A 26,057-nucleotide genomic window follows, 5' to 3' on the forward strand; every position below is an offset into this window, starting at 1 on the left:
GATACGCGTCGGTACTCCAGTACGACTAGGCGAGCCTGGTGGTGGCTGCCGTCCGGCGGTTACTTCTCCTCGCCGACCGGGTCATGGAACAACTTGCCCTTGGTCAGCGCGGAGTACTTCCCGTCGCTGAGGACCGAGTAGGTCAGGAACGGGTTGAACGCACGGGTAATCTTCGGGTTGTTCACGGACTTGCCGGGCTTGGTCGTGGTCAGAGGAGGTGTGATGCCGCCCTGGTCGAATTCCGTCAAGTCGCTCATCGCCTTCAGAACAGACTTGTTGTCGACCGTGTTGAGCTTTTCCGCGACCCGCTCGAACGTCCACATCGCCAGCCAGGCGCCGAGCGAAAACTCGTCGCGGGGATACTTCTGGGCATACTTTGCAATATCCTGCCGGAACATTTTCATCGCAGGCAGGTCGGCAGTGATCGGCGCATACTGGCCGACGAAGATCATGCCATTGGCCAGGTCGCCAAGCGCCTTGATGGACTTGTCCTGCATGAACAGCGTCGCGGCGCCTATCTTGCCCTTGAAGCCCTGGGCGCGTAGCGCCCGGACGATGCTGGGGTTGGTCTGCGGGAACGCGACGACGGCGACGCCGTCCACTCCGTTGGCGATCGCCTTGGCCGCGTAGGGCGTGTAGTCGACGGTGTTGCCCGGTACATAGACGATCTGCCCGGGCTGCGCACCCGCTGCCTTGATCGCGGCGATGGCACCTGCCGTGCCCTCCGGGCTCTTGGTCTCGGCGGAGCCGACGACCGATATCTTTTTCGCGCCGGCGGCGGAGAGGGCGTTGGGTACGTAGGCGAAGGCCTCCTCATTGGCGAGCGGGAACGCCACTGGGCTCGAGCCGCCGGTAGAGGTGCTGACGTTGGCGCCGATGACCGGGATCTTCGCCTTGTTGAGGATGGCGTAGAGGCCGGCCTCGTCGGTCGGGGCAATGTTCGTGCGCACGATCGCCGCTACCTTCTCGGAAACGGCCTTCCGCCCGCAAATGGCGGCCTTGTTGGGGTCGGCGGCCGAGTTGCACTCGATCACCTCGACCTTGCGGCCATTGATCCCGCCGTTCGCGTTGATGGTCTTCGCGCGTGCCTCGATCGCCGCGGGGACGTTGGCCACGTTCCAGCCGATCACCGGAGCGTCGAAGGTGCCCAGCGTCATCACCTTGATCGGGCCTTTGCTCGCAGCGCCGGTCGAATTGTTGGAATCGCCGCAACCGGCCATTCCAACTCCGACGGCGACGGCGCAGATCATCAACAACAGGGGTGATCGTCTCGTCATCCCGAACTCTCCTTATTGCGAGCGGCTCCTCGAAGCGGCACTGAACGCCATCTCGCCGCCGAGCATCCTCGTTTTGCGTCTTGATGAGGTCATTGTCGGTATTTCGGCGCCGCCCCGGCGCACGTTGCGGAAGGCCGCGACCATCGCGTCGAAATTACCGTGGGCAATAGTTCACTAGCGCTCAAGGCTCGCAAAGATGTCCTTGCCTAAAGCACATCTGGAACGTCTTGATCGCCTTGTCGAGCGATGCAGTGCCTACCCCGGTTCACACGTACGGTGAGCTCTCCCAGCCTTCAAGGCTGTGAGGGCCTGCTCGACAGCTACTGGGATGCCGGCGTCGGCGCTCATGTTGGAGCCCAGGGACCTTGCTTGGTCGGCGGCAGTCACGATCGAATTGACCGCTTCCTCGCTGGCCTGGGCAGCGCGGCCGGTGACGACGACCAATGGCAAGAGCGATCTGTCCCTCGAGTCTCATGTTGCGAGCACAACTCCCATCAGAGTTCTTCGTACTTCACGTAGGCGTCTGCGCCGCACCCCTGCCTGCGCGGCACGGGTTCATCGTGATCACGCTGTGCATGTGGTGGGCTCAGGTCACCATGGCGGGTGTTCGAAGTCAGTGGGGGTGCTGCTCTCGTCGGTTCGTAGCGCAGCATGACCGTGGGCGCTGGCTCTCGCGGTTGCGGAAGCCGAAGGCGTTGCGGGCTTCGAGCTGGTTGTTGTTTTCGCTTACGGCGTTCGTGATCCAGATCCAGGTCGTGATGTACGTCGATGCCGTCCCACCAGGCGACAACCTCGGCAAGGGTGACGAGTTCGAGCAGGTGGACGTGTTGGCTATGCAGGCTCGTTGACCTGGCAGCCGGCGTAGATCTGCTGCCTGTTGGGAGCTCAGTGATGCAACTCAATGAAATGCGAGGCGAGTTGATCGGGGCCTAGGTCTTCTTTGTTGCTGCGTAGAGGGTTCGCGGGCGATGTGGATCGCGTCGCCCTTGCGGGCTCTGCGGCTTGACCATGGTCTGCCAATTTCGAAGATCCACCATGGCCGCTTCTGTCTCCGGCTTCCGCGACCCGTCAGGCTGGTTCCCACCAGGTCGGGCAACGAAGGGTGGAAAAGGTGGGCCTTGGATCAGGAGGTCTTATGTGTCACATAGCGGAACAGTAGCCCTTATTGTGCGACGCTTGTCTGGGGTTTTCAAGAGGCGTGCACGGTCCTTTGTGCTTGTTCGGTGCCGCCGTGATTGCGTTGTGACAGGGCTGCGGCGATCGGCGTTGAGGGTCAGCCGAAGTAGTTGAGGAGTGGGCGAATTCTTCGGTGCTGTAGCGGATCAGCCGCTCGACGAGTTGACCAGATCCCCCATTTCGGGAGTGGTCGGGCTTCTCGGTTTCCGGGGCGGGTTACTGACCGCAGTGGTCGGCTAGTTCGACGCCCGCATCACCGCGCTCCTGGGCCCACCTGAGCATGAATCAGGGTGGACTGGGGACACCATCTCCGGCATAGGCTGTGCAGCCGCCGACGTCATCATCGCCGAGACCGGCAGCGGCATGACCCGGTTCACCACCGTCGGACACCTCGCCTCCCGGATCGGGGCCTGCCCAGGCATGAACGCCTTCGTCGGCGTCAGGACACCCGGTCGGATCCGCTCTCCCCGACCTGGGAGACGACTACTTCATACGAACCCATCAACGCTCCCTGACCTGCACGGACTGCCCCCCATTAGTCGTGCCAGGGACAAGCTCAGCCCGAGACTTCGGCGGTCAGCGAATGCTCGGCCTGGACCTCGGGCGGATCCGGGTACGTCTCGAGGTCGAGCAGCGGCACCACCTCGTCCATGAGTAGACGGAACGACTTCTTCGCCTGCGCATGGCTGATCGGCGGTCCGCCAGGGCCCGGCAACATGGCGCAGCGGAAGCCAGGCACGACCTCGCTGTACGCCTTGATCTGCTCGGCGACGCTCTCGGGAGTGCCGAAGACGTGGGCGCGCTTGATGCCGCCTTCTCCCCAGAGTTGGCGCGGAGCGCCGATCGACTCGGCGGCGTCGTGGAACGGGCGTAGTTGCTCGTAGTAGGCCTCCGCCTCCGCCTCGGTCTCAACGACGTAGACCGCTTTGCTCGTGGCGAGGAAGCGCTCGCACTCCGCGATCCTCTCCGGGCTGTGACCGCTGGACCTGAGCGTGTCCCGGTAGAGCTGGACCTGCTTGCGGCTGTCATCGTCGAGGCCGACGAAGATGCCGAACATGACGGGAAGCCCGAGCTCGGCATTCCGGACGACCGTCGCGTCTGTCGTGGTACCACGGCCGAACAGCGGATGCGGCTTGCGAAACGGCGCAGGGGAGACGCGGTTGGTGAGTATGCCCTGGTCCCAGTCGGTGGAGACATCGAGAGGCGGGTCTGCCTCCGCGCGGGCCCAGACCTTCAGCATGACCTCCATCCGCTGATCCGTCATGTCGCTGACCTGGTCGCGGGTCATGCCGAATGGCTCGAGATCGCCGGGGCGCGAAAAGCCTGGCCCCATGCCGATGATGCACCGCCCGCGCGTCAGGACATCGAGGATGTTGCAGGACTCGACCATCCGCAGCGGATTGTGGAAGGGCGCGCACATGACCGCGATACCGATGTACGCCTGCGAGAGCTGAGGAGCCAGGTAGGAGCCGAACATGAAGGGGTCGGTGTAGGTGTTGTGCCCGCTGAAGTGATGCTCGGTGAGGAAGATCGCGGCCAAGCCGGCTTTATCGGCCTCCAACGCGTGTGCGATCGTCGTCTCGAACACTTCGAGATCGTTGTCAGGTCCCGAGCTGCCGGGGTTCAAGAACAGCGACAGATACATCTGCGTTCTCCATTCGGTGCGGTGCGGTGCGGTGCGGTGCGGTGCGGTGCGGTGCGGTGCAGCGGCGTGTATCGGGGTGGGGGAGGGTCACCCAGGACCGCTTGGTAGTGCTCCGGGGGCAGCGGCGACAGAGGCGCGAGCGCCCTCAGGCGGCGCAGACGCCTGGCAACCGGTCCGGCTCAGTGCCCTTCGACGGGGTCGCCGAAGCCTTCGTCGCCCGTGAACCATGGGGCAGGCGGCATAGGCACTTTGTCCGTCTCGGGGGCGGTGCGGTCATCGCTGAATTCGACTCGCAACGGCGTCCCGGCGAGATTGGGCACGACCCACTTCTGAAAAACGATCCTGCAGTTGTCGTGGAAGTAGAAGGTGTTGCGGGCTTCCTCGGTCTCGAAGGTCAAGTGCATGGCGATGTCGACGGAGTGCTCCTCGGCATGCGCGGGATGGGCCGGGCCGATCGTCGACGAGGCGATCGCGGGCACGCCCGCCACCAGCTCACGGACGTTGGCCACGATCGCGGCGAAGGCCTCCGGAGAGGTACCGGGCTTCAAGGTCAGCCCTTCGAAAAGGTGGTACATGATGTCTCCTCTTGTCGTCTCAATGTGATCAGTTGCGTTCTCGTCCAGCAGGGGCATCGCCCCTTGGAACGGCCAGATGTCGGCGACGCCACTGCCGTGTCCGCCGCTCCCGTCGCCTGGCTACAGCCCGAGGTCGGACAGGCGAGCCGGATGGTGTCGGCGGCCTCGATCGGGAATACTTCGGCGGGCGTACCCGTGGGGATCACGTCGCCGGGCAAAAGGGGCATCACCGTGGCACCCTTGACCGGTATCCGGCACGTGTGCAGCCGACCTGAAAGCCGATCAATTGGGCTTTAGCCGATCAATGTTGGGGCCTTCTCCGCCCGATGACATCGGCCTAAGCGCGCATGGCGGGTCACCTCGCCGCCTCCGATAGCGGCGGCTCAGGAGGCGGTGCGCAGCGGGGCCAGCGCGGCGGACCAGGCGATCAGCTGGTCGAGGGTTTCGGCCAGTTCGGCGGTCTGGTGCTCGCTCGGGGTGAAGTCGGTGTAGTTGGTGAAGTCGGTGTGCATACTGAGGGCAACCTGGGCGCCGACGTCGGCGACCTGCAGGTGGCTCAGGACGGGGCGCAGGGAGTCCACAGCGCAGACGCCGCCGTAGACGCCGTAGGAGACGAAGCCGGCTGCCTTGTTGTTCCACTCGGCGTAGAGACGGTCCAGGGCGTTCTTCAGGCTGCCCGGGGCGGAGTGGTTGTACTCGGGGGTGACGAAGAGGAAGCCGTCGTAGCCGGCGATGGTCTGGGCCCAGGAGCGGGTGTGCTCCTGGGTGTACTGGCCGCTGCGTGGTCCCACCGGCTCGTCCAGGGGAGGCAGGCCTACTTCGGCGAGATCGATCAGCCCAAAGCGGGCGTCGTCTCGCTGGCTGGCGTGCTTCATCACCCACTGGGCCACAGCCTCGCCGCGCCGGCCGGGGCGGGTGCTGGCCAGTATGACAGCAATGTTGATCATGGTGTGTACCTCTCTTGGATGCTGGGGTGAACAGACTCCGCCCGACTGTGCCGGGAGCGGCGAGGGTGAGTGCCGCCTCGGAGGGTTGGGGGGCGAGTTGGTGGTTCATGAACTGATCCCGCCGGCGCCGGTGCCCTGGATCCCCGTGTGGCCATCTGCGTGCTCATGGAGGGGGCGACGCGATCGTTGGCATCGCAGTGTCGGCAACCATGGTGTCGAGCGTCGACACTGGCATGGCGAGCAGCCCGCCGAGCCGAACCCGGCGGACGTTGCGGGTGACGGCGGGACATGCCGACGTGGATGGTGGAGCGGACACACGTACTCCTTGCAGTGGCGCGACACTGGGCCATGCGTAGGTTTCCGGCAGGTGTCGGAGTAGTTGCAGAACCAGCCTAGCCATTTTTTTTGTCACGCAAAGCTTTGTGTCAATAAAGTTTTTGTTGGCCCTACGATCGTCGGCATGGGACTACGCGAGACCAAGAAGCAGCAGACCCGGCAGGCGATCGCGGACGCCGCGCTCCCGCTCTTCCTGGAGTGCGGGTTCGACCAGGTGAGCGTTGCCGAGGTGGCACGTATCGTCGGCGTCTCCGGGCAGACGGTCTTCAACTACTTCCCGGCCAAGGAAGACCTGTTCTTCGACCGCCAGGCCGAGGCTGAGGACCAACTTGCCATGATCGTCCGTGATCGCGAGGAAGGCAGCTGCCCGGTCGAAGCCATTCGCGACTATGTCCTGGACCAGCTGGAACAGCGTTACTCGGAGACCTCGACCCTGCACGAGATGCTGCGGTTGTGGCGGGTCATCCAGCAAAGTCCCACTCTGCGCGCCCGCGAACGTGAGATGGCAGAGAACACGGAAATCGCCCTCGCCGCCGAGCTTCAGAAGGAGGGGTCAGTCCCTTCCCCGCTTCTGCTGGCCGGCGGCATCGCCGGAATCCACCGCGCCGTCCAACGCGAACTACGCCGACGCTTGCTGGCTGGCGAGCCCGGACCACCGCCGCCTTGCCGAGACCTCCCGGAGTTCACTCGCGCCGCCTTCGACACGCTCTGCCACGGCCTCCATCACGGCTGACAGGCAAGCCCAGCCACCTCACACAAACCGATGCGTACAGCCAGGTAGTGCAAGGCCTCCCGCTGGCTAATTCCGCAGGTCTCTCAGCAGCCGACGCGTCGACTCGCTCGGTTGTGCCGGGACTTCGGCCAGGGCGCGTTCGCAGTCCCGGAACAGGGCGAGGACCCGGTCACCGTCCCCGACGGCTGCGGCGATCTTCATCGCCAGACGCCACGCCCGTTCCCGGTACCGGTCGATTTCCAGCACCTCCCGGACGAGAATGTGGGCGACCCCCAACTGGTTCTCGGCGAAGGCCGCTTCGGAGGCGGCGAATCTGATGTCGAGCAGGAGGCCGTGCCATACCTCACGCTGCTCGACTGCCCACAGCGAGCGCGCTCCCGGTAGGAACTCGCCGGTCCCCACCGCGCTCAGCAGGCGGCGCGCAAGCTGGAGACGCAGGGGGCCGCTCACGTCGCGGAGCCGCCGATAGGCGGTCTGCGTCTCGACCAGATCACTGCTCAGCTCCCCGAAAGCCCACGTGACGCGCTCGGGACCGACATCGATGCACGCGACGTTCGGGAACAGGGTGCGGACCGCGTTGACCGCCATCCTCAGATACGCCTGGGCCGCCTTGTCGTTCTTGCTCTCGAACAGGGCGCCGATCAGGGCCGAGCGGGATGCGCTGCCCCCGTTGACCGCCAGATAGGAGAGCAGCTCGACTGCCTTGAGCAGCTTCAGCTCGTGGTAGCGCCCCCCGATCTCCAACCCCGCTGGTGCGACTTCTCGCACACGGATCAGCGACCTGTCCGGCACGTCGGATCTCATCTCTGCCTGCAGCAGCAAGCTGCGGCCGAGATCGTGCCAGGGACCGTCCGCGTCCACCTCGGCATCGAGCCGGCGCGAGAGTACGGCCGGGAACTCGGCCACCGCGCGACCGATCAGATGCATGGAGCCGATCTGCCGGGAGACGGCCAGCGCGAGATCCGCCGCCTTGTCCGCCTTCGTCTCGTTGCCGACGCGCCACTCCGCCTCGGAGAGGTAGACGGCCGCCGTAGGAAGAAAGAGCCGTCGGTCCCATGCGGTCATCAGCCGTACGGCCGCTCTGAGGCGCTCGACGGCCACGGCGTCACGATTCTCCTGCAGCGCGATGAGGCCCCGCCACAGCTCCAGCTGTTCCACCACGCGGACGCGCTGCAACGCCGTCGGCTCACGCTCGGCCGCCGTCAATGCCGCGGCCGCCTGGGCTGGGTCCTTCTGGAAACGCAGCGCGAGCATCGCTTCGGTGAGGAGAGCGAAGATTCGGAACAAAGGCGCGTCGGTACGCGCCAGTCTGTCCCGGCCCGCGATCAACACAGCCCAGGCGTCCTCGGGGCGCCGGCACTCGGCCAGCAGTTCGGCCTGCAGACGCGTCCCGGTCCAGCCGTGCGTCGACTCCGCGGCCAGACCGAGCGCGTCCTCGAGCCGACCGAGCCCGGTCAGCGCCCCGAGGCGGCTCAGCCGTACCGCTGTCATCGCGGACGGGCTGCCCCGCACCAACCGCTCGAAGCGTCCGTGTGCGAGGTCGACTCGCGCCAGAAGCCCGTCGATCTCGGTCCCCGAGTCCAGCGGTCTGTCGCGGTAGTGCGTCGGGTCGTCGACGAGCTCGACTCCGATGCAGAAACGGATGACGTCGATACGCGCATCCGACGGTGCTGTCGAGAGCAGTTGACGGGCGTCGTCGATCCGTCCGACGAGGAAGTAGCTCCATGCCATCACCCCGATCATGCGTGAGTCGATCGGGGCTCCCTCACCTGTCCCGGGGGACAGAAGCAGCAGACGATCGGCGGCACGCGCACCGGCTCCGTACTCCTCGCGATCCACGGCGACGAGCATCTCCGCCGCTGTCAGCACCGGCGATTCCTCGATGCGCCATCGACGGAACGAGCGAAGCCAGCGATCCGCGACGTCCAGGTCGAGGCGTCGGGTGACGTCGAGGATGACCGACTTCGCCACGTCCTCGGCCTGCGCGATGTCGCCAGCCAGGATGAACTCGTCGACGGCGTCTTCCCCTTGCCCTTCATGAAGCAAGAGCTCACCGTGTGCATGACGCAACGTCTGCTGGACGAAGTGTTCGAGCTCCAGGAACCGGCTGAGCAGGTAGTCCCTGAAGCGCGGATGCGCGCGCATCGACAGTTGTTGGCGGTCCAGTTCGACCGGCAGGTGCATACCGGCCAGCTCTGCGAGGAGGGTTCCGCCCTCCCCGAACCCCAGCCGTGCCGCTCGTGCCGGAGTGACCTCCTCGAGGATCGCTGTCGCGGTCAGGAACTCCTGCAGGCGCTGGGACATCGCAGCCATGATCTCGGTCGACAGATAGCTGTGGAGAGGATCGACCTCGCCCCCGGTGCCGTGGACGTGTTGCTCCGACGTCCACGATCCGAAGAGGATCCCCGCCGCCCATCCGCCCGTGGCCGCGACCGCCGCCTCGGCGTCCACCTCCCTCCGTGACAGTGATGCGAGCGCTGCACGCGCCTCGTTCACGGTGAAGGCGAGATCGCGCTCGGCGATCCTGCCTACCATGCCGGCCAACTCGGACTGCGCCAGCGACAGTTGCGTCTCCACCCGGGAGATCGCGACGACGGTCGCGCTGTCGGGCAGATGGCGGATGAAAGAACTCAGTACGGCCCGCGCGTTGGCGGAGGCGACGATCTTCTCCATCTCGTCGAGAACGATCACCAGCTCTCGGTGGCCGACTCCTTCCGCCAGGATCGCCGCGGCCTCGACGTGTCCGACGTCCGCCGCGAAAGCGGCTTCTACGGCCGGAGCGATCGAGGGATCAGCAGCTCGCAGTGCCGCTTCGAGGTAGACGAGGAGCCGACCGGCCGCGCGGTCCGAGACGTCGAGACGCAGCCAACTCATCGGCCGTTCGACCGACGCCAACGCCTGCGCCACGGCTGTTGTCTTGCCCGATCCGGCCGTAGCGGTGACCAGCAGCACCCGCCGCGAGGCCAGCAGGTCGCGGATCATCGCCCCGACACGTTCCCGCGGGCGGACGTCCGCACGCAGGCGAGGAGGCCGCAATCGCGCCCTGACGAGGCCGCGACGCTCGTCACTCACCACTCCGTCTCCGCATTTCTGAGCACGCCCACCTTTGATTTCGCACTGATTTCCGCAGTGAGCCATATCGTATGCAAATGGTGGCGAAATCCCAGTCGTCCGGCCCTGATGTCGATCCCCACACGTTTCACCGCGCCATGAATCGACTGCCGACCAGCTCTGCAGTCGTGTCCGGACTCGTCGGCGGGCGCCCGATCGGGATGCTGGTCGCAACCCTCATGCCGGTGTCGGCCACCCCACCCGTCGTGGCTTACTGTGCCGATCCCGAAGATCCCGCCACCGCGTCGCTGTCCACGTGCGCGGCGACAAGCCTCAGCGTCCTACCGCACTTCGCCCTCGCGACGTACAAGAGATTCACTCTGCCGATCGACGACCGCTTCCGTGGTGGCGACTGGCATGAATCCACCTGGGGAACACCAGTACTTGACGCGGCGGTCACTGTGCTCCAACTCTCCGCTCTGCAACAGGTGCCGGCAGGCGACCATGTTGTCGTCCTGTGCACAGTCCGAGAGGTCACCATCTGCGCTCCCACGGAGGCGCCCCTCACCTTGTTCGACGGCCGCGTCACCCGACTCGAGGCCGGCGAGCTCGCCCCCAGTGGTCGCTGGCGCCCGCACTTCAGCGGCTAGTGGGGCCGGGCCTCCGATTCGCCGTCCCTCACGCAGGCTGCCAGCAGGTCGAGCACGTGCTCGTACCGACGGCCGGTGGCGCGCGACATCCCGATCTCGCACGTCTTGTTGCTCGAGACGTAGGCATCGAAGTGCCGTGAGGTGACTTCAGCGGCCTCGGCCCGGGTTGCGCCCTCCGTGAGTTCCGGGTGCAGGAGTCCGCGGTCTCCCGCGAATCCGCAACACCCCGCGGAGAGAGGAACGACCGCCTCGTCGGCGCAGTGACGGGCGATCGCCAGGACGTCCTCCACGTTGTTCATGTGGACCGATGAGCATGTGGGATGGACCGCGACTGACCCGACGCGTCGGACGGACCCCAGCCGGGGCACGATGACCTCACGAGCGAAGGTCACCGAATCCAACACCGTCAGTGCTTCGAACCGCTCCCGGCGCTCGGCGTCGACATGACGCCCCAGCTCTCCCAGCGCATGCGAACAGCTTGACGCGTCGCATACCACCGGAAGCCGGCCCTGCTCCGATGCGCCCCAGAGGGAGTCGACGGTGTGCACCGCCATCTCGACATGTCCTGCGACGAAGCCCTTGGACTTCCACGGCGTTCCGCAACACAGGCCCCCGATTTTTTCCGGCGTCCGAAGCCGGATTCCCGTTACTCTGCACAGCTCCATGAAGGAACGCGTCGTGCCAGGTGCACCTCCATCACCGAAGATCGAGTTCACGCACGCGGGGAAGAAGACCGCGTCCGGCCGGGCCGAGGCGATCGGCCGCCGCAACGGTCCCGGCGAGGGAAGGGGGAGCGTGAGGTCGGGAATCCACTCATCGCCCCCGAATCTCCGCGCCGTCCGACTGGCACCACCGGCCACGTGTCGGGGAACGGCGGAGGCGGCGCCGAGGCTGCCGCGAGCGACGGTGACCGCCGCCCGGAAGTGCCGAGCGACGGCGACGCCCGTCCTTGCCGCCAGCGGACCCACGCGCCCGGCGCGCAAGCCCTTCATGACCTCTCCGGTGTCGATGTGCACGGGACAGGCGGTCACGCACAATGAATCGGCGGCGCAGCTGTCGACCGCATCGACAGCGAACGCAGACCTCAGCAGCTCGGCCTCGTCCGGATCGGCGCGGTCGATCTCGCGCAGCAGCGCGATGCGCTGTCGAGGCGTGGTGCTGGTCTCGCGGGATGGGCACACGGTCTCGCAGTATCCGCACTCGACGCACGCGTCGACCTTTGGATCGACCGTCGGGACGATCTTCAGGTGCTCGAGGTGAGCGCGGGGGCCGACGCCCACCAGAACTCCGGGATTCAGCACGCCCGTGGGGTCTGTCGCCGCCTTGACCTGCAGCATGACGTCGTACAACTCGTCACCGAACTGCCGCGCGACGTACGGCGCCATCATCCGACCCGTCCCGTGCTCGGCCTTGAGGGTGCCTCTTTGCCCCAGGACGAGGTCGACCAAGTCCTCGGTGAACGCCTCATAGCGGTGCAGCTGCTCGGGATCGCCGAGGGCCGGGTTGATCATGAAGTGCAGGTTGCCGTCCTTGGCGTGGCCGAAGACCACCGCGTCGTCGTGACCGTATGCGTTGAGCAGCCGCGACAGTTGCTGCGTCGTCTCGGCCAAGGCGGGCATCGGGACCGCGACGTCTTCGAGAAGCGCCGTCGTGCCGGGCGGCCGGGCACCGGCGACCGCGGTGTACAGGCCTTTGCGCAGCTTCCACATGCGTGCGCGCGCCGCGGCGTCGCTGACAAACGTCGCCGGGTGGTGCAGCCGGAGCCGTTCCAACACTGGCGCGGTGCCGGCAAGCTGTTCGGCCAGTTCGGCTTCGTCGTCGGCCTGCAGCTCGACGAGCAGTGCCGTGTGGTCGGCGACGGCCAGACCTCCGAGCACCGAGTCGACTTCCGGCTGTCGCTGTGCGACGCGAAGGGACGTGGCGTCCAGGAGTTCCAGCGTCCTGGCGCGTGCCTCGATCAGAGCGGGCAGCGCGTCGATCGCGTCGGCGATCGAGTCGAAGACCAGAAAGCTCGTCGCGGCGTGCGGCAGGACAGGAACGGTGCGGAACGTGGCGCTCGCGACGAACCCCAGGGTTCCCTCCGAGCCGACCATCAGGTGTTCGAGGATCTTGACCGGCGACGTGAAGCGGGTGAACGCGTTGACTGAGTAGCCCATCGTGTTCTTCATCGAGTACTGGTGCTCAATGCGGGCGACGGAATCCGGGTTGCTCCGTACCCGGTTGCGCAGGTGGGCCAACCGCCGGTACAGCGTGGGCTCCGTGGCCCGCAGCCGCTCGTCGGCGTCGTGGGCGCCGGTGTCGATCGTCGTTCCGCTTGGCAGTACGACAACCAGGGATTCGAGGGTCTCGAACGAGTTCAGTTCGGTCCCGCACTGCATGCCCGAGGAGTTGTTGGCGATCACTCCACCGACGGTGCACGCGATCTCGCTGGCCGGATCGGGGCCGAGCCTGCGACGGTACGGCGCGAGGTGTGCGTTGACCGACCGGATCGTCGCTCCTGGTTCGACGCGTACGCGCGCCCCGCCGTCGAGCACGTCGATGCGGCGGAAGTGCTGACGCGTGTCGACGATGACCCCGTCGGTGCTCGCCTGCCCCGAGAGACTGGTTCCCCCGGATCGGAACGTCACCGTGACACCCGCCCTGACGCACCAGGAGAGGACGGCCGCCACCTCCTCCGTCCTGCGCGGTACGACGACGGAGGCCGGCGTGAGCCGGTAGTGCGAGGCATCGTGGGCCAGGGCGAGCCGGTCGAACAGTCGGCCCCTGACGCGGTCGGATCCCAGCAGCGAGCTCAGCTGGTCGTTCAGCGTGGCCGTCATGTGAGGAAGTGGTGCTCGGCCGTGTGTCCGTCCTGGGTCCGTGTTCGCGCCCGAGGACGGGTCCCGGTGCTGCTGGGTTGACCCAGGCGGTTGCGCGTCATCCCCAGCCCTTCGATGCTCAGCTCGATGTCGTCGCCGGGCGACAGGTCACGATCGAGCTCGATCGACGATCCGCCGTTGCAGGTGCCGCTGCCGAGCAGGGTCCCCGCAGGCAGTCGCTCCCCCTGCGAAGCCCAGGAGACGATCTCGGCGACGGACCAGACCATCCGGTCGGTGGTGGTCTCGCACCAGACGTCACCGTTGACCCGGACGCGCATCCCGAGCCGCTCGGAGGACAACTCGTCGAGCGAGACGACCATCGGTCCGGCGACACAGGCGAAGTGCTTGCCCTTGGAAGGCCCCAGACCGCCTGTCATCTCGCGTGCCTGGATATCACGTGCGCTGACGTCGTTCAGGATCGTCAGACCGAGCACATGACCGAGCGCCTGGTCCGGACTGACGTCGGACGTCGTGCGCCCCAGGACGATCCCGAGTTCGAGTTCGTAGTCCAGGCGCTCGGAGTACGACGGCCAAGGGATCTCGTCGAAGGGCCCTATGAACGAACGCGGATCGCCCGCGTAGCAGACGGGCAGTTCGTACATGACTTCCGGGACGGGCTTTCCCTGCCACTCGTAGCCGAACCTGAAGTGCTCCTCGAAGACCATGAAGTCGCGGTAGCTCGCGGGGTCAGCGGCGTTGCCGTAGGTGAGCGCGCCCTCCCAGGCGCAGTGACCTTCGGCGTCCGCCACCGCACGATCGACGAGGTCGAGGAAGACGTCGCCTCCCTGAAGCGCCTGCGACAGGCTGCCGGGCACGCAAGCGGCCGCGAGGTCGTTCGCGCGCTCCTCGTTCGCGCCTCGATGGACGAGCTCGTCGCGGGCCCAGGCCCGAAGGTCGATCCACGGCCCCGTTCCCTCGGCCACGAGCAGACGGTGGCCGGTCCAGCCGAAGTTATCGACACGTGCGCGCGCAAACTTCACGGTTCGTTCCTCTCTCGGCGCGCATTCGGGAAGTTTCAGTCTCTGCGACCGGCTATGCGCGCTCGTCACGCCTGTTCGCCGCAGCCCTCATGCTCCGACGGGCAAGCAAAGAGATGCGAAACCCGAGGCGGCGGCGTTCGCCGGGTGCCGTGTCGCAGCCATCGCGGCAACTAGGAGCAGGTCGCCGCCCTAGGCCTACTGGGCCTCGGTGCGGGGTGCGGTGAAGGAGCCCTCGTCTTCAAGATCGGGCGCTGGCGTCCGATGCCGGCGCGCCGGGTGTTCATCCCGAACAAGGGGACGGCGACAGCCTTGCCATGTGGCGGATTAGGTATCACAATCAGGGGCGCTGTTCCGCATTATGCAACATGGCGAGGATGGGGAGTTAACCTGAACCGGCTGCTGGTCGACCTGCATCACGGAGGCGAAGCAAGCTGAGGGGAACCCACCCATCTGTTGGGCTTCCCGGCAATGAGCTTCTGGATCGCCGGGAGGTCAGTGCGCATGACGCGCGATTCGAGACCTTCACCCGGATAGCGCGTGCGACCTCTTCCGTTCCGGGAGATGGCGACGCCGATGTCTCGTGCGTGCTCGCCGGCGATTACGGACGGCAACGCACCGGATTCGACCCTTCAGTGCTCGCAAACGGACATGAGCCCCATTGAAGCGGTCAACGGCACATGAGTTACGAGAGGAACCCTATGCAGCAAGCAGATCGGCGGCCGCGGAACGGCGACCTGTTCGACGCCGTCTTCGTCGGAAGCGGGATCAACGGCCTCGTCGGGGCGGCAACGCTGGCCAAGCGCGGTTGGCGGGTTGCTGTGCTCGAGCGTGCGGAGCATCTTGGCGGCGCAATGTGCACCGTCGACACGAAGGGTGGCTTCCGGACCGAGCTGATGTCCTGCTTCCACCTTCAGTTTCTCGGCTCCCCCGCATACCAGTATCTGAGTGCAGACCTCGAGCGCCATGGTCTGCGATATGCCAATACCGACGAGCCGTTCGCTGTGGTGACTGATGACGGACGCTCGCTCCTGATGACTACTGACCACGCGCGCAATATCGAGCGGCTGGAGCGGCTTCAGCCCGGGCAAGGAAAGGCGTGGGACGCCGCGATCGGCGCTCTGTTCGCCGGAGCCGAGGATCTGCTCGGCATACGCAACCTCCACCCGCTTTCGCCGGCGGGACTTCGTTGGATGTGGGGTGTCTACCGGCGGCGCGGCGGCGCGGGGACGCGGGCACTGCTCGCCGAGATGCTGATGTCGGCCCGTACCTGGCTGGGCGAGACCTTCGAAGAACCGCTCATCCACGCTCTCCTCGCGCCGTGGGCCCTCCACGGGGCCTCAAGCCCTGACGAACTCGGCTCTGCCGTAACCGTCCGCGCGGTTGCGGCGTTCTGTGAGGCCATGGGGCAACCCGTGCCGGTCGGCGGTGGCAGAGCCGTCGCCGCTGCGCTGGCCGCAATCATCGAGGAGCACGGCGGTGTGTGCCTGACCGGCGTCGACGTGGACCGCGTCATCGTTCAGCAGGGCAAGGCGGTGGGTGTGGCGGCCGGCGATCGCGTGTTCGACGCGCGACGCGCCGTCGCTTGCTCGGTGACCGCGGCTCAACTCTACGAGCTCCTGCTGGATGGCGTCAGTGTCCCCAACGAGCTTCGTGCCTCGGCCCGCAAGGTTCGGCCCGGCCCGGCTGTCTTTCAGATGGCCTACTCACTCGACCGACCGTTGCGCTGGGCGGTGGACGACGACCTCAGTCGCACGGCCGTGGTTAACATCACCGGTGGACTGGACGCCGTGTCGCGTGCAGCCAATGAGGGGCGCCGCGGCTTGCTGCCTGCGGAGTCGACTATCTGTTGCGGGCAGCCGATGGCCCTCGACGACACCCGGGGTCCGGTAGGTGGTTCCCAGCTGTGGATACAGGTGCTGGATCTGCCATCCGTCCCGATCGGTGACGCGGTGGGCGAGATAGCGGTCACCGACGGTTGGACCGTCGACGTGCGAGAAGCGTATGCGGACCGGATCCAGCGTCGGCTCGCCCGCCATCTTCCCGGGCTTGAGGACAGCATCATCGAGCGCATCGCTGTGTCGCCCGCAGATCTGGAAGTGGCCAATATCAACCTGGTAGGCGGCAGTTGCACGTCCGGCGCTCCCGACCTCGATCAAATGCTGGTTCTGCGGCCTTCGCCGTACGCGCTCGCGCCGCGGACCCCGGTCAAGCGGCTCTACCACATCGGCGCGAGCACGCATCCCGGAGCCAGCCTGGCAGCGGGATCGGGCTTCCTGCTGGCCAAGAAGCTCGCCAAGATCAGGAGAGCGTAGTAGGAGGCGGAAAGCGACCGCGCAGGTCACGTGGGCCACAGGCACCGCAGGGGCCGACATCGGCGACCGTGTCTGACAATGGCCGGACCTGGAGCTCCGCATGCGCGCGGTCAGGTGATCGTGGACACCGGCAGTGGGCTGTGGCTGTTCCACTCCGTTAAGGAGGATGCCGCGCGGACCTGTAGGAAGAGCTATGGCCGGCATCCGTTCGTGACTCTCGTTGACCACGGATGCGGCGGCCCCGGAGGGCCGGTCGTAAGGCTGCCGCAGCGGGGCACAGCCGGCAGCGACACCGTCGCCGACCACACAAAGATGGCCCGCCTGGCGCTGGCTCAACTGCCGAGGGGAAGTTCCGGCGCGGCCGGCGCATGCTGATCCGCACCGACTCTGCCGGTGAGATGCACACGTTCCAGACTGGCTCGCCGCGCGCGGGTGGCGCTGCCTACGCGGTACGCATGACCGTTATCGAGCAGATCTATCAGGTGGCGCTGAACGTCCCCGGCTGAGCGTGGACGCCGACCGGTCGACTCGGCGCCCATCCGAAGTGACAGCTGGGGCGCGGCGACCACAGGAAACGGCACAGCACGAAACCGAAGAAGGGCTGTCAGGCCCTCGCGGGTAATCAATATTAGAGAGCATACGGAGTGATCCCATTGGGCGGGACGCTCACGCGATCGGCGCATCAGCAAGGCAAGGAGCGCTTGACGCTGACCGTTGCCGCCCCTAACTTTTGATCCGTATACTCCCTAAGTTCCATCCGTAGATCGATTGGATGAGGAGGGCAGCCTGTGAGCAGCCCCGTGATCGACCCGAGGCGGACCGACGAGACCTTCGAGGTACTGCGCCAGCTCGAGGACCGCCTCCTGTGGCTGTCTACGGCGATGGTTCACCACGCCAACCGGGAGCGGCCGAATCCGTCCGGACTGAAGGTCGGGGGCCACCAGGCGTCGTCGGCCTCGATGGTGTCGATCATGACCGCACTGTGGTTCCGGCATCTGCGGCCGGAGGACCGGGTGTCGGTGAAGCCGCACGCTTCGCCGGTGCTGCATGCGATCAATTACCTGCTCGGTCGGCTCGACGTGTCGTATCTGCCACGGCTGCGGGAGTTCGGCGGACTACAGAGTTATCCGAGCCGGGCCAAGGATCCGGACCCGGTGGACTACTCGACCGGATCCGTAGGGATCGGCGCGACCGCCCCGATCTGGGGAGCGGTGTCCCGCCGGTATGTGCAGGCCATGGGAGGGGATGCGGGCAGGGGACGTCAGTACTCGCTGCTGGGTGACGCGGAGCTGGACGAGGGCGCTGTCTGGGAAGCGGTGCTGGACCCGGCGGTCGGTCAGCTGGGCGAAGTGGTTTGGGTCGTCGACCTGAACCGGCAGTCGCTGGACCGGGTCGTGCCGGACATCGCGGCCGGCAAGCTGCAGGGCATGTTCGCCGCCGCGGGCTGGCAGGTCATCACGGTCAAGTACGGACGGCTGCTCCAGGAGTTGTTCGCCCGGCCCGGTGGCCCCGAGCTGCGGCAGCGGATCGAGGAGATGACCAACCCCGAGTATCAGCGGCTGTTGCGCCTCGACGCGAGGGAACTGCGGCAGCGGCTGCCCGGAGTCGGACCCGGCGCTGATCGGATCGCTGAGCTGGTGGGCCAGGTGGACGACCAGAGCCTCGTCGACGCGATCGCGAACCTCGGCGGCCATGATCTCGCGGCGTTGGACGAGGCGTTCGACTCGATCAGTGACGACCGGCCGACAGTCGTCTTCGCGTACACCATCAAGGGGTACGGCCTGGCGACCAGAGGGCATCCGCAGAACCACTCGGCGCTGCTGAGCCCGGAGCAGCTGGGGGAACTGGCCATCCGTCTCGGAGCCGATCCCGCCGATCCCTGGCGGAGGTTCGCCGCGGACAGCCCGGCCCGCTCCTTGTGCGTGCGGACTGCCCAGCGGCTGCACCGGCAGGAGCCGATACCGCGGAAGACTCCGGCCATGCCGGACGACTTCGGGCGAACGCCCTCAGGAGCGTCGAGCACCCAGGCCTCGCTGGGCCGGGTGCTCCTGGACCTGACCCGGGAGGCCCCGGAGGCGGCGCGGCGGGTGGTGACGGTCAGCCCGGACGTCAGCTCGACGACCAACCTGGGCGGCTGGGTGAACAAGGTGGGTGTCTGGTCGCCCGACGAACGACGAGACTGGTTCGCCGACGACCCCGAGACGATCCTGCACTGGCGCGAGAAGCCGAGCGGACAGCACATCGAACTCGGGATCGCCGAAACCAACCTGGTGGGGCTCCTGGGCGAACTCGGCGCGACCTGGAGCCGGTGGGGCGAGCCGCTGCTGCCGATCGGCGTGCTCTATGACCCGTTCGTGGAGCGCGCGTTGGAGCCGTGGTCCTTCGGTACCTACGCCGGCGGCCAGTCGATTCTGATCGGCACTCCCTCAGGTGTGTCCCTGGCCTCCGAAGGCGGCGCGCACCAGTCCGTCAAGACACCCTCGATCGGACTTGAGCAGCCGGGGTGCACCAGCTACGAACCGGCGTTCGCGATCGACGCCGAGTGGACCCTGCTCGCCGCGCTGGCGCAGCTCGGCAGGCCTGACGGCGGCTCGGCCTATTTCCGTCTGTCGACCCGGCCGGTCGACCAGGGGCTGGCCGCGGTGCCCTCCGACCCGGCCGCCCGGGAACGCCGCCGGCGGCACGTCGTGGCGGGTGCCTACCAGTTGCGCCGCGTCCAGGAGCCGAGCGTCACGATCGCGGCGATGGGGGCGGTGGTGCCCGAAGCCGTTGCAGCGGCGGCCCGCCTCGGTCAGGCGGGGATCGCCGCCGACTTGATCTGTGTGACCAGCCCCGACCTGCTGTACCGGGCGGTACGCGCCCGCCAGGGCCATGAGCAGGCCGAGTCGTGGATCCTGGACCAGGTGTTTCCCGCGGCACGGGCGACGCCTCTGGTGACTGTCCTCGACGGGCACCCGCACACATTGTCCTTTCTGGCCACCATCAACCAGGTCCGCACCACGGCCTTGGGCGTCACCCGGTTCGGTCAGTCAGGGTGTATCGAGGACGTGTATCGCCTTCACGGGCTGGACGCCGACAGCATTGTCCGTGCCGCCCTCGACCTGACCGATTGATCTGCCGGGCTGAGAAAGCACGCGTACCATCGGGGGCGATCGTGAGGGGGACATGGTGGCCGTCGGCAGGTCCGGGCAGGTGGCGGCTGAGAGCCTGCCCGTCCTCGCGAGCACCCCGGGGCACCTCATCCGTCGCACTCAGCAGTTGCATGCCGTGTTGTGGCAGCAACACGTACCGCAGAACCTGACGTCGATGCAGTACGGCGTCCTGCTCGTCCTCGGGCAGCAGCCCGGGATCGACCAGCGGACCGTGGCCGAACTCATGTCGCTGGACAAGACCACCGCGGCGGGAGTCCTTCGCAGGCTCGAAGGCCGAGGACTGGTCGTACGGGACCGTGACCCGGGGGACGGCCGACGTATGCTCGCCCGTCTGACCGAACCGGGCGAGGCCATCCTGGTGCGGGCGGCGCCAGCCGTGCTCGACGTACAGGACCGGTTGCTGCAGCCGCTGTCCTTCGATGAGGGTGAGGCCTTGCTGCGGCTGCTTCGGCTGGTCGTCTACCGCGGGGAACCGCCCAGCACCACGGCGTCCATTCCACAGAACGCCGCAGTGTCCGGGTGGCCGTTGCGGTTGCCGGCCCTACGACTGCACACGACACCCGGTCACCTGATCCGTCGCGCACAGCAACTCCACACCACGCTGTGGAGCGAACGTGTGTCGGCCGAGTTGACCTCCGTGCAATACAGCGTACTGCTCGTCCTGCAGAGCGAGTCGCCCATCGACCAGCGTATGTTGGGCAGGCACGCCTCGCTGGACAAGTCCAGCGGCGGCGACGTCATCGCCCGGCTGGAGAGCCGGGAACTCATCGCCCGCACCCGCGACGCGATCGACGGCCGCCGGAACCTTCTGACGCTGTCCGCCGCAGGACGTGAGCAGCTCTACCAGCACGCCCGGGCTGTATTCGACGTACAGAGCGAACTGGTGCGGCCGTTGCTCGATGCTCAGCGCGGAGAGTTCGTACACCTGATGAAGCAGTTGATTGCCGACGCGGCCCTGTAGGTCAGGGGATGAACGGGTCCCTGAGGGAGCGGCGTCGCATCAAGGTCGGACGACAGTGGTCGCAGCCTCAGGTGCGGCAGGCTCGGTGGATGAGGGTGCGAACCGGCGGGGGAGCAGCGCGATGACGGAGGCCCCCAGGACGGCGGGAATCATGAAGGCGTAGAAGCCCGCGCGGGGGGAGTCGAACGCGCCGGTGACGGCGGAGAGGTAGGTCGGACCCACCATTGCACCGACGCGGCCAACGCCGAGCCCCACACCCAGTCCGGTGCTGCGCAGGTGTGGCGGATAGAAGGCGGTCATACAGGCCGCGACCATGTTCTGGCAGCCCAGCGAGCCAAGGCCGGCAAGCGCCGACACCACGAGCAGTAGCGGGCGTGGCTGCGGTGTGCTGAGCACGAGCAGTGCGACGGCAGCGAGGAGGAACGTCCCCAACGTCACGATCCGCAGATGGCCCCGGTCGGCGATCGGCGCGAGGACCAGGCCTCCGACGACGGCGCCCATGGTGAAGGTCATGAGGAAGTCCAGCGACGAGCCGAGGTCGTACCCTGCCTTCACCATCACCGTGGGCAGCCACGAGCTGGTGCTGTAGACCAGGGCCATGCTCATGAAGGTGGCGCCCCAGAACAGCGTGCTGGTACGTCTGAACTGGGGGGTGAGCAGCTGGGTCACGTGGTTGCGCCGGGCCGCGGCGAGGGCCGGTTCATGAGGCGGGGGAGCGGCGGGCACCAGCCGCCAGATCAGCGGGACGATGACGACGGGCACTGCACCAGGCAGGAACAGCCACTGGAAGTGCACGTCGGGCAGAAGCAGCCTGCCAAGAAGTGATGAAGCGATGCCGCCGATTCCGAGGGCCCCCAACGCCACCATGAGGTGCAGCGTCCTGCGATGCGGTGGTGCGCTGTCGGTGACGAAGGCGCCCACGAGCGGAGCCAGCGCACCGATACCGATCCCGGTGCAGAACCGCACGACGGCGAAGAACCCCAGCCCGGGCGCGAGCGCGGCTCCCAGCATCGACGCCGAGACCCAGATGACCGCGACGGCCATCGGTACGCGTCGTCCCCAGCGGTCGCCGGCCCAGCCCGCGAGGGCCGAGCCAAACGGCATGCCGACGGCGGTGACGCTGCCGAGTAGCCCGACAGTTGAGGTGGTCGCACCCCAGGGCTTGTAGTCCACGAGGCTGGGCCCCACGGTGCCCAGGGTGAAGAGGTCGTAGCCGTCCACCAGGAGAATGAGACAGGCGAGGCCGAGAACGCCGGCCTGCCGGCGCCATGCGGGGATTGCTGTCGTCGAACTCAACGGGCGCACTCCTTGACGGAAATGGGGGGTGATCCGACGGAGGCAGAGAGATGGCCGCTTTCGAGCCGTACGGCTCGGCGAGACTCACCGGCATGCCGATGCCGACTAGCGCGGGTGACGGATGCTGGATGGTCACCGCGAATCTTCTGCGTCGCAGGGAGCCTGGACACAGGCGATGGCCGACGAGACAGACATCCTGCCGACGGTGCTGAGTGGACGAGAGCGGCGTCCAGCTCAGTCACCGCGACTGCGGCGCTCGCACGGCCGGTGAAACGGAACTCTTAGATGAGTTCATCATGGCGAGCCAGGGCTGTGCGCCGCGGCCCAGGTTCGGCCGATCGCGCTCTACGTCTGATCGGTGACAAAGACGTTCTCGGTGGCGACCACGGAGAAGCTGGCTTCGGGATCCACGTAGTCGGCGTGCCGACGTCTCATCTCGGAGTGGAAACGGGAGAGTTCGTCGGGCGAGGACACCCAGGTCTCGACGATGCCGTCGTACTCCCGGCCGGTCGAGGCCTCAGCGCCGCCGCTTTCCGCGTAGACGGCAGTGTCCGTGCCGATGTGGTTGTGGACGCGTCGTGACGCTGCCGCGCGGAACTCTGCCAGGTCGGCGAGCAGCACGCCTTCCCGGGCGAGCCAGTCGGAGAAGTCGGCGGGGCTGACGTCGGAACGTCGCTTGAGGAAGTCGAATACGCGGTACTGCCCCGCACCGGATTCCGAGAAGATCACCTTCTCGTCCATTTCCACGGCAACGGGAGGGGTGTCCAGGAATTGGCGCGCCATGTATTCCTCGTCCGGACCGATGACAGCCTTGTACTCCTCGTCCTCGAGGGCCTCGCGGAACAGTGCCGCGTCGTCGCAGGTGTGCTCGACGACCAGGGCCACCTCCGTGGGACGGTTGTACAGGAGCTGCGCCGGCAGCGTTGCGGGCTGGGCGACCCGACTGATGATGAAGCGCCGGAAGACGCCCTTGAACGGGCGGTGACTCATGACGGTCTGGGCGTGGTTGTTGATCGCGTAGTCCTGCATCTCGACAAAGCGATCCTGGTTTCCGACGGATACGACGATGTAATCCTTGAACACGTGCCAATCCCTTCGATCCGATGTGTGCGGTCCGTGCGCGTGGCCCGGGTGCCGTGGACGCGATGTCCCTTCCGAGATAGGCCAGTCACGGCCGGGGCGACCTCAGGGGGCTCGGTTCCGTCACTCGTCCTTCCAGCCGTACGCGGACAGGTCGATCTCCGGGTGTACGGCGCCGCACTTGCCGCAGGTGCGACCCTCGAGGTCGGCGTTGAACCGCGCGCAGGCGTCGGCGTAGAAGCCGGAGGCGGGGAGCTCGTTGGAGTGTTCCCACTCGTGCCTCTGGAGTTCGACCTCGCAGCCGAGGCAGTACCAGACCGCACCCACCAGCCCGGCGTCTAGGGGCATGTAGCGCAGGCAGACGCCCTCCTCACTGGGGGTCATCTGGTGTGGGGTGCCCGCGGGGACGTAGGCCAGGTCACCGACCCCCATGCGGAACGTGTTGACGGAGCTGTCCCGCAGGGCGATCTGCGAGGCGCCGCTCAGCTGGGTGATCACCGTGTCCTTGGAACAGATCAGGTGGAAGGGCTGGGGAAGCCAGTTCCGCGACAGGTACAGCTGCGGGTCGACGGCCTCCTGCAGGACGGCGGCGTCCTCGTAGTTGCCGACCTCCTGGCCGGCCTTGAAAGCGTGCAGCATGCGACGACGGTTCACGACAGGCCCTCCTTGACCAGCTCGCGGTAGGCGTTGTTGACGACGTCGGTCTGCTCGACCTGCCGCACCCATCCCCATTCCGCGGCGGGGAAGAGGGTGTTGACGTGCCCGCACTCGGCGCAGGTACGACCCTCCTCACTGTTGCGCAGTTCCAGGAACTCCATGGACCCGGCGGTGGTGGGGAACTGGCGGACACGGTCGTCGGCGGCGCCGAACCGGGTGGGGTCGTGACCCTCGGCTCCGTGCGGGGTGGCGTCGTAGTCGACCCTGACCAGCTCGGCCTTGCACTCCTGGCAGCGGGCCATCACCGTTTCGTGCTGGTCCCCGGACTCCGCCTGGTGCTGGGTGATCGTCATGACGCCGAAGGCCTCGGGGTCCTTCTCGTCGCGCAGGAACGAGTTGACCCCGTGCAACGGCTGGGTGGCGAAGATCTGTCCCGAGGACAGCAGTGACTTGTGGGAGCCGTAGACGACCACGACCTCGGCGACGGAGTTGCCGTGGAAGAAGTGGCCGTACTCCTTGTCCGGACCGCCTGACAACACGGCGCCGCAGGGCACGATCGAGCCGGCGTCGTCGTAGGGGAACAGCGCCATCAGCTGGTTGGCCGCGTTTGCCATCCGCTCGAAGACGTTGACCTTGAGCGGTTCACGCGAGGGGTCCGGGGGTGGGATGCGATTCATGGTGACCTCCTAGGAATGTGTTGCGGAGACGAACAGAGCCAGGCTGGCGACTGCCACCACCGCACGGGCGATGTGCAGCCGTGCCCATCGGGCATGCAGAGATGCGGCGTCCGGTGGCGGAGTGCCCTCCGGGAGCCGGCGGAACTTGGTGTTGATGGGTTCGAGGAGAACGATCGAGACGACGACGATCAGCGCGACCGTGCCGAGGGCGGTCCATGCCAGTGTCCGGGCGTCGCCGTCGTGCCGCAGGGCGTAGACAACGCCCAGAACGATGACGACGACCGCGAGGATCGGCATGGCTGGATCCATCCGATGCAACGACCGTCGGAAGTCGACGGCGCGGGACACCGGGTCTAGGCGGCGCCAGACCGGGATCCGTTCCCAGGCGGTTGTCGTGATGCCGCCGGTCCAGAGCCCGCTGAGTACGACCAGGACGATCCCTAGCATGTCGTCTCCAGAGAATGTAGCGCGATGCAGAACAGTGAACCGAATGGTGCGACATGTTGCAAGAGGGTGAACGCGACCGAACGTCCTGTGGCGTGCAGGTCGGAGAGTGCGCGCAGGGGGCGCGCCTGCAACGGGGCGGGATGCTCGGTGCGCTAGGCGGGTCCTCGGTCGGCAGAACGCTCGAGCCTGGCCCGTCGGAAGTGTGCCTCTACGGTGCCCGTACGGCCTTGTGCATGGAAGGACCTTCACTGTGAGGTGTCTGAAGGTGGTCATGCGGGATCCCTCGATGGTGGCCGCCTGGGGGCGCGCTCACCGCCGATTGAGATCAGGTCTATTCACCATGATGATTATGGTGATGTTGCACCCTGGTTTCATTAGGCGTCAAGAGGTGGGAAGCTATTCGTCATGATGAATCGCAGGTGTCGGGGCGATTCCGACACGAAAGGGGGGCGACCGTGGCAGCGCGGGACGAGGGTGCGTGGCATGAGGGGCGTGCCAGAGGCATGGATCCTCCGGCGCTGCGGCGATCAGAATGGGGCCAGGACGGGGCGAAGTCCCGGGCGGAGATGGCCGCCGACATGGTGACGGAGCTTGCCGCCCGCGTCGCCGCCGGAACTCGTCTGGGCACGAAGGACGAACTGCGAGCCCGGTGCGGAGTCTCGGTGGGCACCTTCAACGAGACGCTCCGGCTGCTGCAGACGAGGGGCGTCGTCACGGTGCAACGAGGGCCGGGGGGCGGTCTGTTCGCCGCGCAGCAGACACCGATGGCAAGGCTCGCCCAGTCCGTTCTGGCGCTTGATTCCGCGCAGGACGACGTGACCGAGGCGCTGCGCATCCGTAACGCCTTGGAGCCGCTGCTGTGGCAGGACGCGCTGTGGCACGGTTCGCCGGCCGACATCAAGGATCTGCGTGCCCTGCTTGCGCGGATGGAGGAGGCCGCAGGCGCGGAGGACGCCGAGCAGTTCGTCCGAGCGAACTGGCATCTTCACGCACGAGTGGCCGACATCACGCCGAGCGCGCTGCTGCGCTCCCTGTACGTCAACCTGCTGGACCTCGTCGAGCGCCATGCGCAGGCAGTCCTCCCCCAGGACGGCGTTCCCCTGGGGCCGTACCTGCGCGACCGGTACGGGCTTCACGTGGACCTGGTTGACGCTCTCGAAAATCGGGACGAGAAATCCGTAGCCTGGCTTCTGAGGCAGCACGACACGGCGCGTGCAGGGGAAGTGGGGTAAGCGGCCGCTACTCCT

General features: G+C 66.8%; 21 protein-coding genes. 9 read left to right on the plus strand and 12 right to left on the minus strand.

The window, feature by feature from the left end; translation table 11 throughout:
- Nucleotides 1-59 precede the first annotated feature (59 nt).
- Entirely contained in the window at nt 60-1,157 is a 1,098-nt protein-coding gene (locus ABZ896_RS08130) for an ABC transporter substrate-binding protein (RefSeq protein ID WP_360923741.1), read from the minus strand.
- On the opposite strand from ABZ896_RS08130, the gene ABZ896_RS08135 reads away from it, so the two are divergent.
- The gene (locus ABZ896_RS08135) at nt 1,144-1,455 is read left to right on the plus strand and encodes a hypothetical protein (RefSeq protein WP_360923744.1); all 312 of its coding nucleotides are present in this window, start codon (nt 1,144-1,146) and stop codon (nt 1,453-1,455) included. The two genes, ABZ896_RS08130 and ABZ896_RS08135, sit on opposite strands and share 14 nt — an antisense overlap.
- Before the next feature lie 1,313 nt (nt 1,456-2,768).
- Nucleotides 2,769-3,107 carry a hypothetical protein gene (locus ABZ896_RS08140; RefSeq protein ID WP_360923835.1) on the plus strand — a complete coding sequence of 113 codons (339 nt, stop codon included), beginning with the start codon at nt 2,769-2,771 and terminating at the stop codon, nt 3,105-3,107.
- Here ABZ896_RS08140 and ABZ896_RS08145 read toward each other — a convergent pair.
- From ABZ896_RS08145 to ABZ896_RS08155, 3 genes are all read right to left on the minus strand, one after another.
- Nucleotides 3,010-4,098, minus strand: coding sequence for an LLM class flavin-dependent oxidoreductase (locus ABZ896_RS08145; RefSeq protein WP_360923747.1), 1,089 nt, complete (start codon nt 4,096-4,098; stop codon nt 3,010-3,012). The genes ABZ896_RS08140 and ABZ896_RS08145 overlap by 98 nt on opposite strands.
- 179 nt (nt 4,099-4,277) lie before the next feature.
- Nucleotides 4,278-4,730 carry a Dabb family protein gene (locus ABZ896_RS08150; RefSeq protein ID WP_360923750.1) on the minus strand — a complete coding sequence of 151 codons (453 nt, stop codon included), beginning with the start codon at nt 4,728-4,730 and terminating at the stop codon, nt 4,278-4,280.
- Nucleotides 4,731-5,056: 326 nt separating this feature from the next.
- Nucleotides 5,057-5,620: an NAD(P)H-dependent oxidoreductase gene (locus ABZ896_RS08155; RefSeq protein ID WP_360923753.1), complete on the minus strand. Its 564-nt coding sequence runs from the start codon at nt 5,618-5,620 to the stop codon at nt 5,057-5,059.
- A gap of 460 nt (nt 5,621-6,080) precedes the next feature.
- Here ABZ896_RS08155 and ABZ896_RS08160 point away from each other — a divergent pair, with 460 nt between their 5' ends.
- A complete protein-coding gene (locus ABZ896_RS08160) occupies nt 6,081-6,689 on the plus strand; it encodes a TetR/AcrR family transcriptional regulator (protein ID WP_360923756.1) in 609 nt (202 codons plus the stop codon).
- Between the two features lie 66 nt (nt 6,690-6,755).
- Here ABZ896_RS08160 and ABZ896_RS08165 read toward each other — a convergent pair whose 3' ends face one another.
- Entirely contained in the window at nt 6,756-9,827 is a 3,072-nt protein-coding gene (locus tag ABZ896_RS08165; protein ID WP_360923759.1) for a hypothetical protein, read from the minus strand.
- 11 nt (nt 9,828-9,838) lie between these two features.
- Between ABZ896_RS08165 and ABZ896_RS08170 the strand changes: the two genes are divergently transcribed.
- Nucleotides 9,839-10,390 carry a flavin reductase family protein gene (locus ABZ896_RS08170; protein WP_360923762.1) on the plus strand — a complete coding sequence of 184 codons (552 nt, stop codon included), beginning with the start codon at nt 9,839-9,841 and terminating at the stop codon, nt 10,388-10,390.
- Here the strand turns inward: ABZ896_RS08170 and ABZ896_RS08175 are convergent.
- Entirely contained in the window at nt 10,387-13,209 is a 2,823-nt protein-coding gene (locus tag ABZ896_RS08175; protein ID WP_360923765.1) for an FAD-binding and (Fe-S)-binding domain-containing protein, read from the minus strand. The genes ABZ896_RS08170 and ABZ896_RS08175 overlap by 4 nt on opposite strands.
- Nucleotides 13,206-14,228, minus strand: a complete 1,023-nt coding sequence (locus ABZ896_RS08180) for a fumarylacetoacetate hydrolase family protein (protein ID WP_360923767.1) — start codon at nt 14,226-14,228, stop codon at nt 13,206-13,208. Before ABZ896_RS08180 ends, ABZ896_RS08175 begins: the two co-directional genes overlap by 4 nt.
- Nucleotides 14,229-14,926: 698 nt before the next feature.
- On the opposite strand from ABZ896_RS08180, the gene ABZ896_RS08185 reads away from it, so the two are divergent.
- The 4 genes from ABZ896_RS08185 to ABZ896_RS08200 all read left to right on the plus strand — a co-directional run bounded on the left by ABZ896_RS08185 (nt 14,927) and on the right by ABZ896_RS08200 (nt 20,653).
- The gene (locus ABZ896_RS08185) at nt 14,927-16,540 is read left to right on the plus strand and encodes an NAD(P)/FAD-dependent oxidoreductase (RefSeq protein ID WP_360923770.1); all 1,614 of its coding nucleotides are present in this window, start codon (nt 14,927-14,929) and stop codon (nt 16,538-16,540) included.
- Between the two features lie 368 nt (nt 16,541-16,908).
- On the plus strand, nt 16,909-17,046 hold the full coding sequence (locus ABZ896_RS08190) for a hypothetical protein (RefSeq protein ID WP_360923773.1): 138 nt from the start codon (nt 16,909-16,911) through the stop codon (nt 17,044-17,046).
- 375 nt (nt 17,047-17,421) lie between these two features.
- On the plus strand, nt 17,422-19,653 hold the full coding sequence (locus tag ABZ896_RS08195; protein WP_360923838.1) for a pyruvate dehydrogenase: 2,232 nt from the start codon (nt 17,422-17,424) through the stop codon (nt 19,651-19,653).
- Between the two features lie 79 nt (nt 19,654-19,732).
- A complete protein-coding gene (locus ABZ896_RS08200; RefSeq protein WP_360923776.1) occupies nt 19,733-20,653 on the plus strand; it encodes a MarR family transcriptional regulator in 921 nt (306 codons plus the stop codon).
- Nucleotides 20,654-20,692: 39 nt separating this feature from the next.
- Here the strand turns inward: ABZ896_RS08200 and ABZ896_RS08205 are convergent, their stop codons facing one another.
- The 5 genes from ABZ896_RS08205 to ABZ896_RS08225 all read right to left on the minus strand — a co-directional run bounded on the left by ABZ896_RS08205 (nt 20,693) and on the right by ABZ896_RS08225 (nt 24,810).
- Nucleotides 20,693-21,949 carry an MFS transporter gene (locus tag ABZ896_RS08205; RefSeq protein WP_360923779.1) on the minus strand — a complete coding sequence of 419 codons (1,257 nt, stop codon included), beginning with the start codon at nt 21,947-21,949 and terminating at the stop codon, nt 20,693-20,695.
- Between the two features lie 345 nt (nt 21,950-22,294).
- Nucleotides 22,295-23,032: an EthD domain-containing protein gene (locus ABZ896_RS08210; RefSeq protein WP_360923782.1), complete on the minus strand. Its 738-nt coding sequence runs from the start codon at nt 23,030-23,032 to the stop codon at nt 22,295-22,297.
- Nucleotides 23,033-23,152: 120 nt separating this feature from the next.
- Nucleotides 23,153-23,683, minus strand: a complete 531-nt coding sequence (locus ABZ896_RS08215) for a hypothetical protein (protein WP_360923785.1) — start codon at nt 23,681-23,683, stop codon at nt 23,153-23,155.
- Nucleotides 23,680-24,363, minus strand: a complete 684-nt coding sequence (locus ABZ896_RS08220; protein WP_360923788.1) for a hypothetical protein — start codon at nt 24,361-24,363, stop codon at nt 23,680-23,682. The genes ABZ896_RS08215 and ABZ896_RS08220 overlap by 4 nt, the downstream gene beginning before the upstream one ends.
- 9 nt (nt 24,364-24,372) lie before the next feature.
- Nucleotides 24,373-24,810 carry a DUF1772 domain-containing protein gene (locus tag ABZ896_RS08225; RefSeq protein WP_360923791.1) on the minus strand — a complete coding sequence of 146 codons (438 nt, stop codon included), beginning with the start codon at nt 24,808-24,810 and terminating at the stop codon, nt 24,373-24,375.
- A gap of 566 nt (nt 24,811-25,376) precedes the next feature.
- Here ABZ896_RS08225 and ABZ896_RS08230 point away from each other — a divergent pair.
- Complete coding sequence (locus ABZ896_RS08230; RefSeq protein WP_360923794.1) at nt 25,377-26,042, plus strand: FCD domain-containing protein; 666 nt, start codon at nt 25,377-25,379, stop codon at nt 26,040-26,042.
- The last annotated feature ends 15 nt before the right edge of the window (nt 26,043-26,057 follow it).

Source organism: Streptomyces sp. NPDC047072, from assembly GCF_040643855.1.
Taxonomy (GTDB): domain Bacteria; phylum Actinomycetota; class Actinomycetes; order Streptomycetales; family Streptomycetaceae; genus Streptomyces.

What these genes read in the sequence shown, in the direction of transcription:
- ABZ896_RS08220 (WP_360923788.1), bottom strand. Translation starts at nt 24,363, where the DNA reads ATGAATCGCATCCCACCCCCGGACCCCTCGCGTGAACCGCTCAAGGTC.
- ABZ896_RS08195 (WP_360923838.1), top strand. Translation starts at nt 17,422, where the DNA reads ATGGTTCACCACGCCAACCGGGAGCGGCCGAATCCGTCCGGACTGAAG.
- ABZ896_RS08165 (WP_360923759.1), bottom strand. Translation starts at nt 9,827, where the DNA reads ATGGCTCACTGCGGAAATCAGTGCGAAATCAAAGGTGGGCGTGCTCAG.
- ABZ896_RS08160 (WP_360923756.1), top strand. Translation starts at nt 6,081, where the DNA reads ATGGGACTACGCGAGACCAAGAAGCAGCAGACCCGGCAGGCGATCGCG.
- ABZ896_RS08190 (WP_360923773.1), top strand. Translation starts at nt 16,909, where the DNA reads ATGCTGATCCGCACCGACTCTGCCGGTGAGATGCACACGTTCCAGACT.
- ABZ896_RS08155 (WP_360923753.1), bottom strand. Translation starts at nt 5,620, where the DNA reads ATGATCAACATTGCTGTCATACTGGCCAGCACCCGCCCCGGCCGGCGC.
- ABZ896_RS08150 (WP_360923750.1), bottom strand. Translation starts at nt 4,730, where the DNA reads ATGCCCCTGCTGGACGAGAACGCAACTGATCACATTGAGACGACAAGA.
- ABZ896_RS08145 (WP_360923747.1), bottom strand. Translation starts at nt 4,098, where the DNA reads ATGTATCTGTCGCTGTTCTTGAACCCCGGCAGCTCGGGACCTGACAAC.
- ABZ896_RS08225 (WP_360923791.1), bottom strand. Translation starts at nt 24,810, where the DNA reads ATGCTAGGGATCGTCCTGGTCGTACTCAGCGGGCTCTGGACCGGCGGC.
- ABZ896_RS08185 (WP_360923770.1), top strand. Translation starts at nt 14,927, where the DNA reads ATGCAGCAAGCAGATCGGCGGCCGCGGAACGGCGACCTGTTCGACGCC.
- ABZ896_RS08230 (WP_360923794.1), top strand. Translation starts at nt 25,377, where the DNA reads ATGGCCGCCGACATGGTGACGGAGCTTGCCGCCCGCGTCGCCGCCGGA.
- ABZ896_RS08130 (WP_360923741.1), bottom strand. Translation starts at nt 1,157, where the DNA reads ATGACGCTGGGCACCTTCGACGCTCCGGTGATCGGCTGGAACGTGGCC.
- ABZ896_RS08170 (WP_360923762.1), top strand. Translation starts at nt 9,839, where the DNA reads ATGGTGGCGAAATCCCAGTCGTCCGGCCCTGATGTCGATCCCCACACG.
- ABZ896_RS08175 (WP_360923765.1), bottom strand. Translation starts at nt 13,209, where the DNA reads ATGACGGCCACGCTGAACGACCAGCTGAGCTCGCTGCTGGGATCCGAC.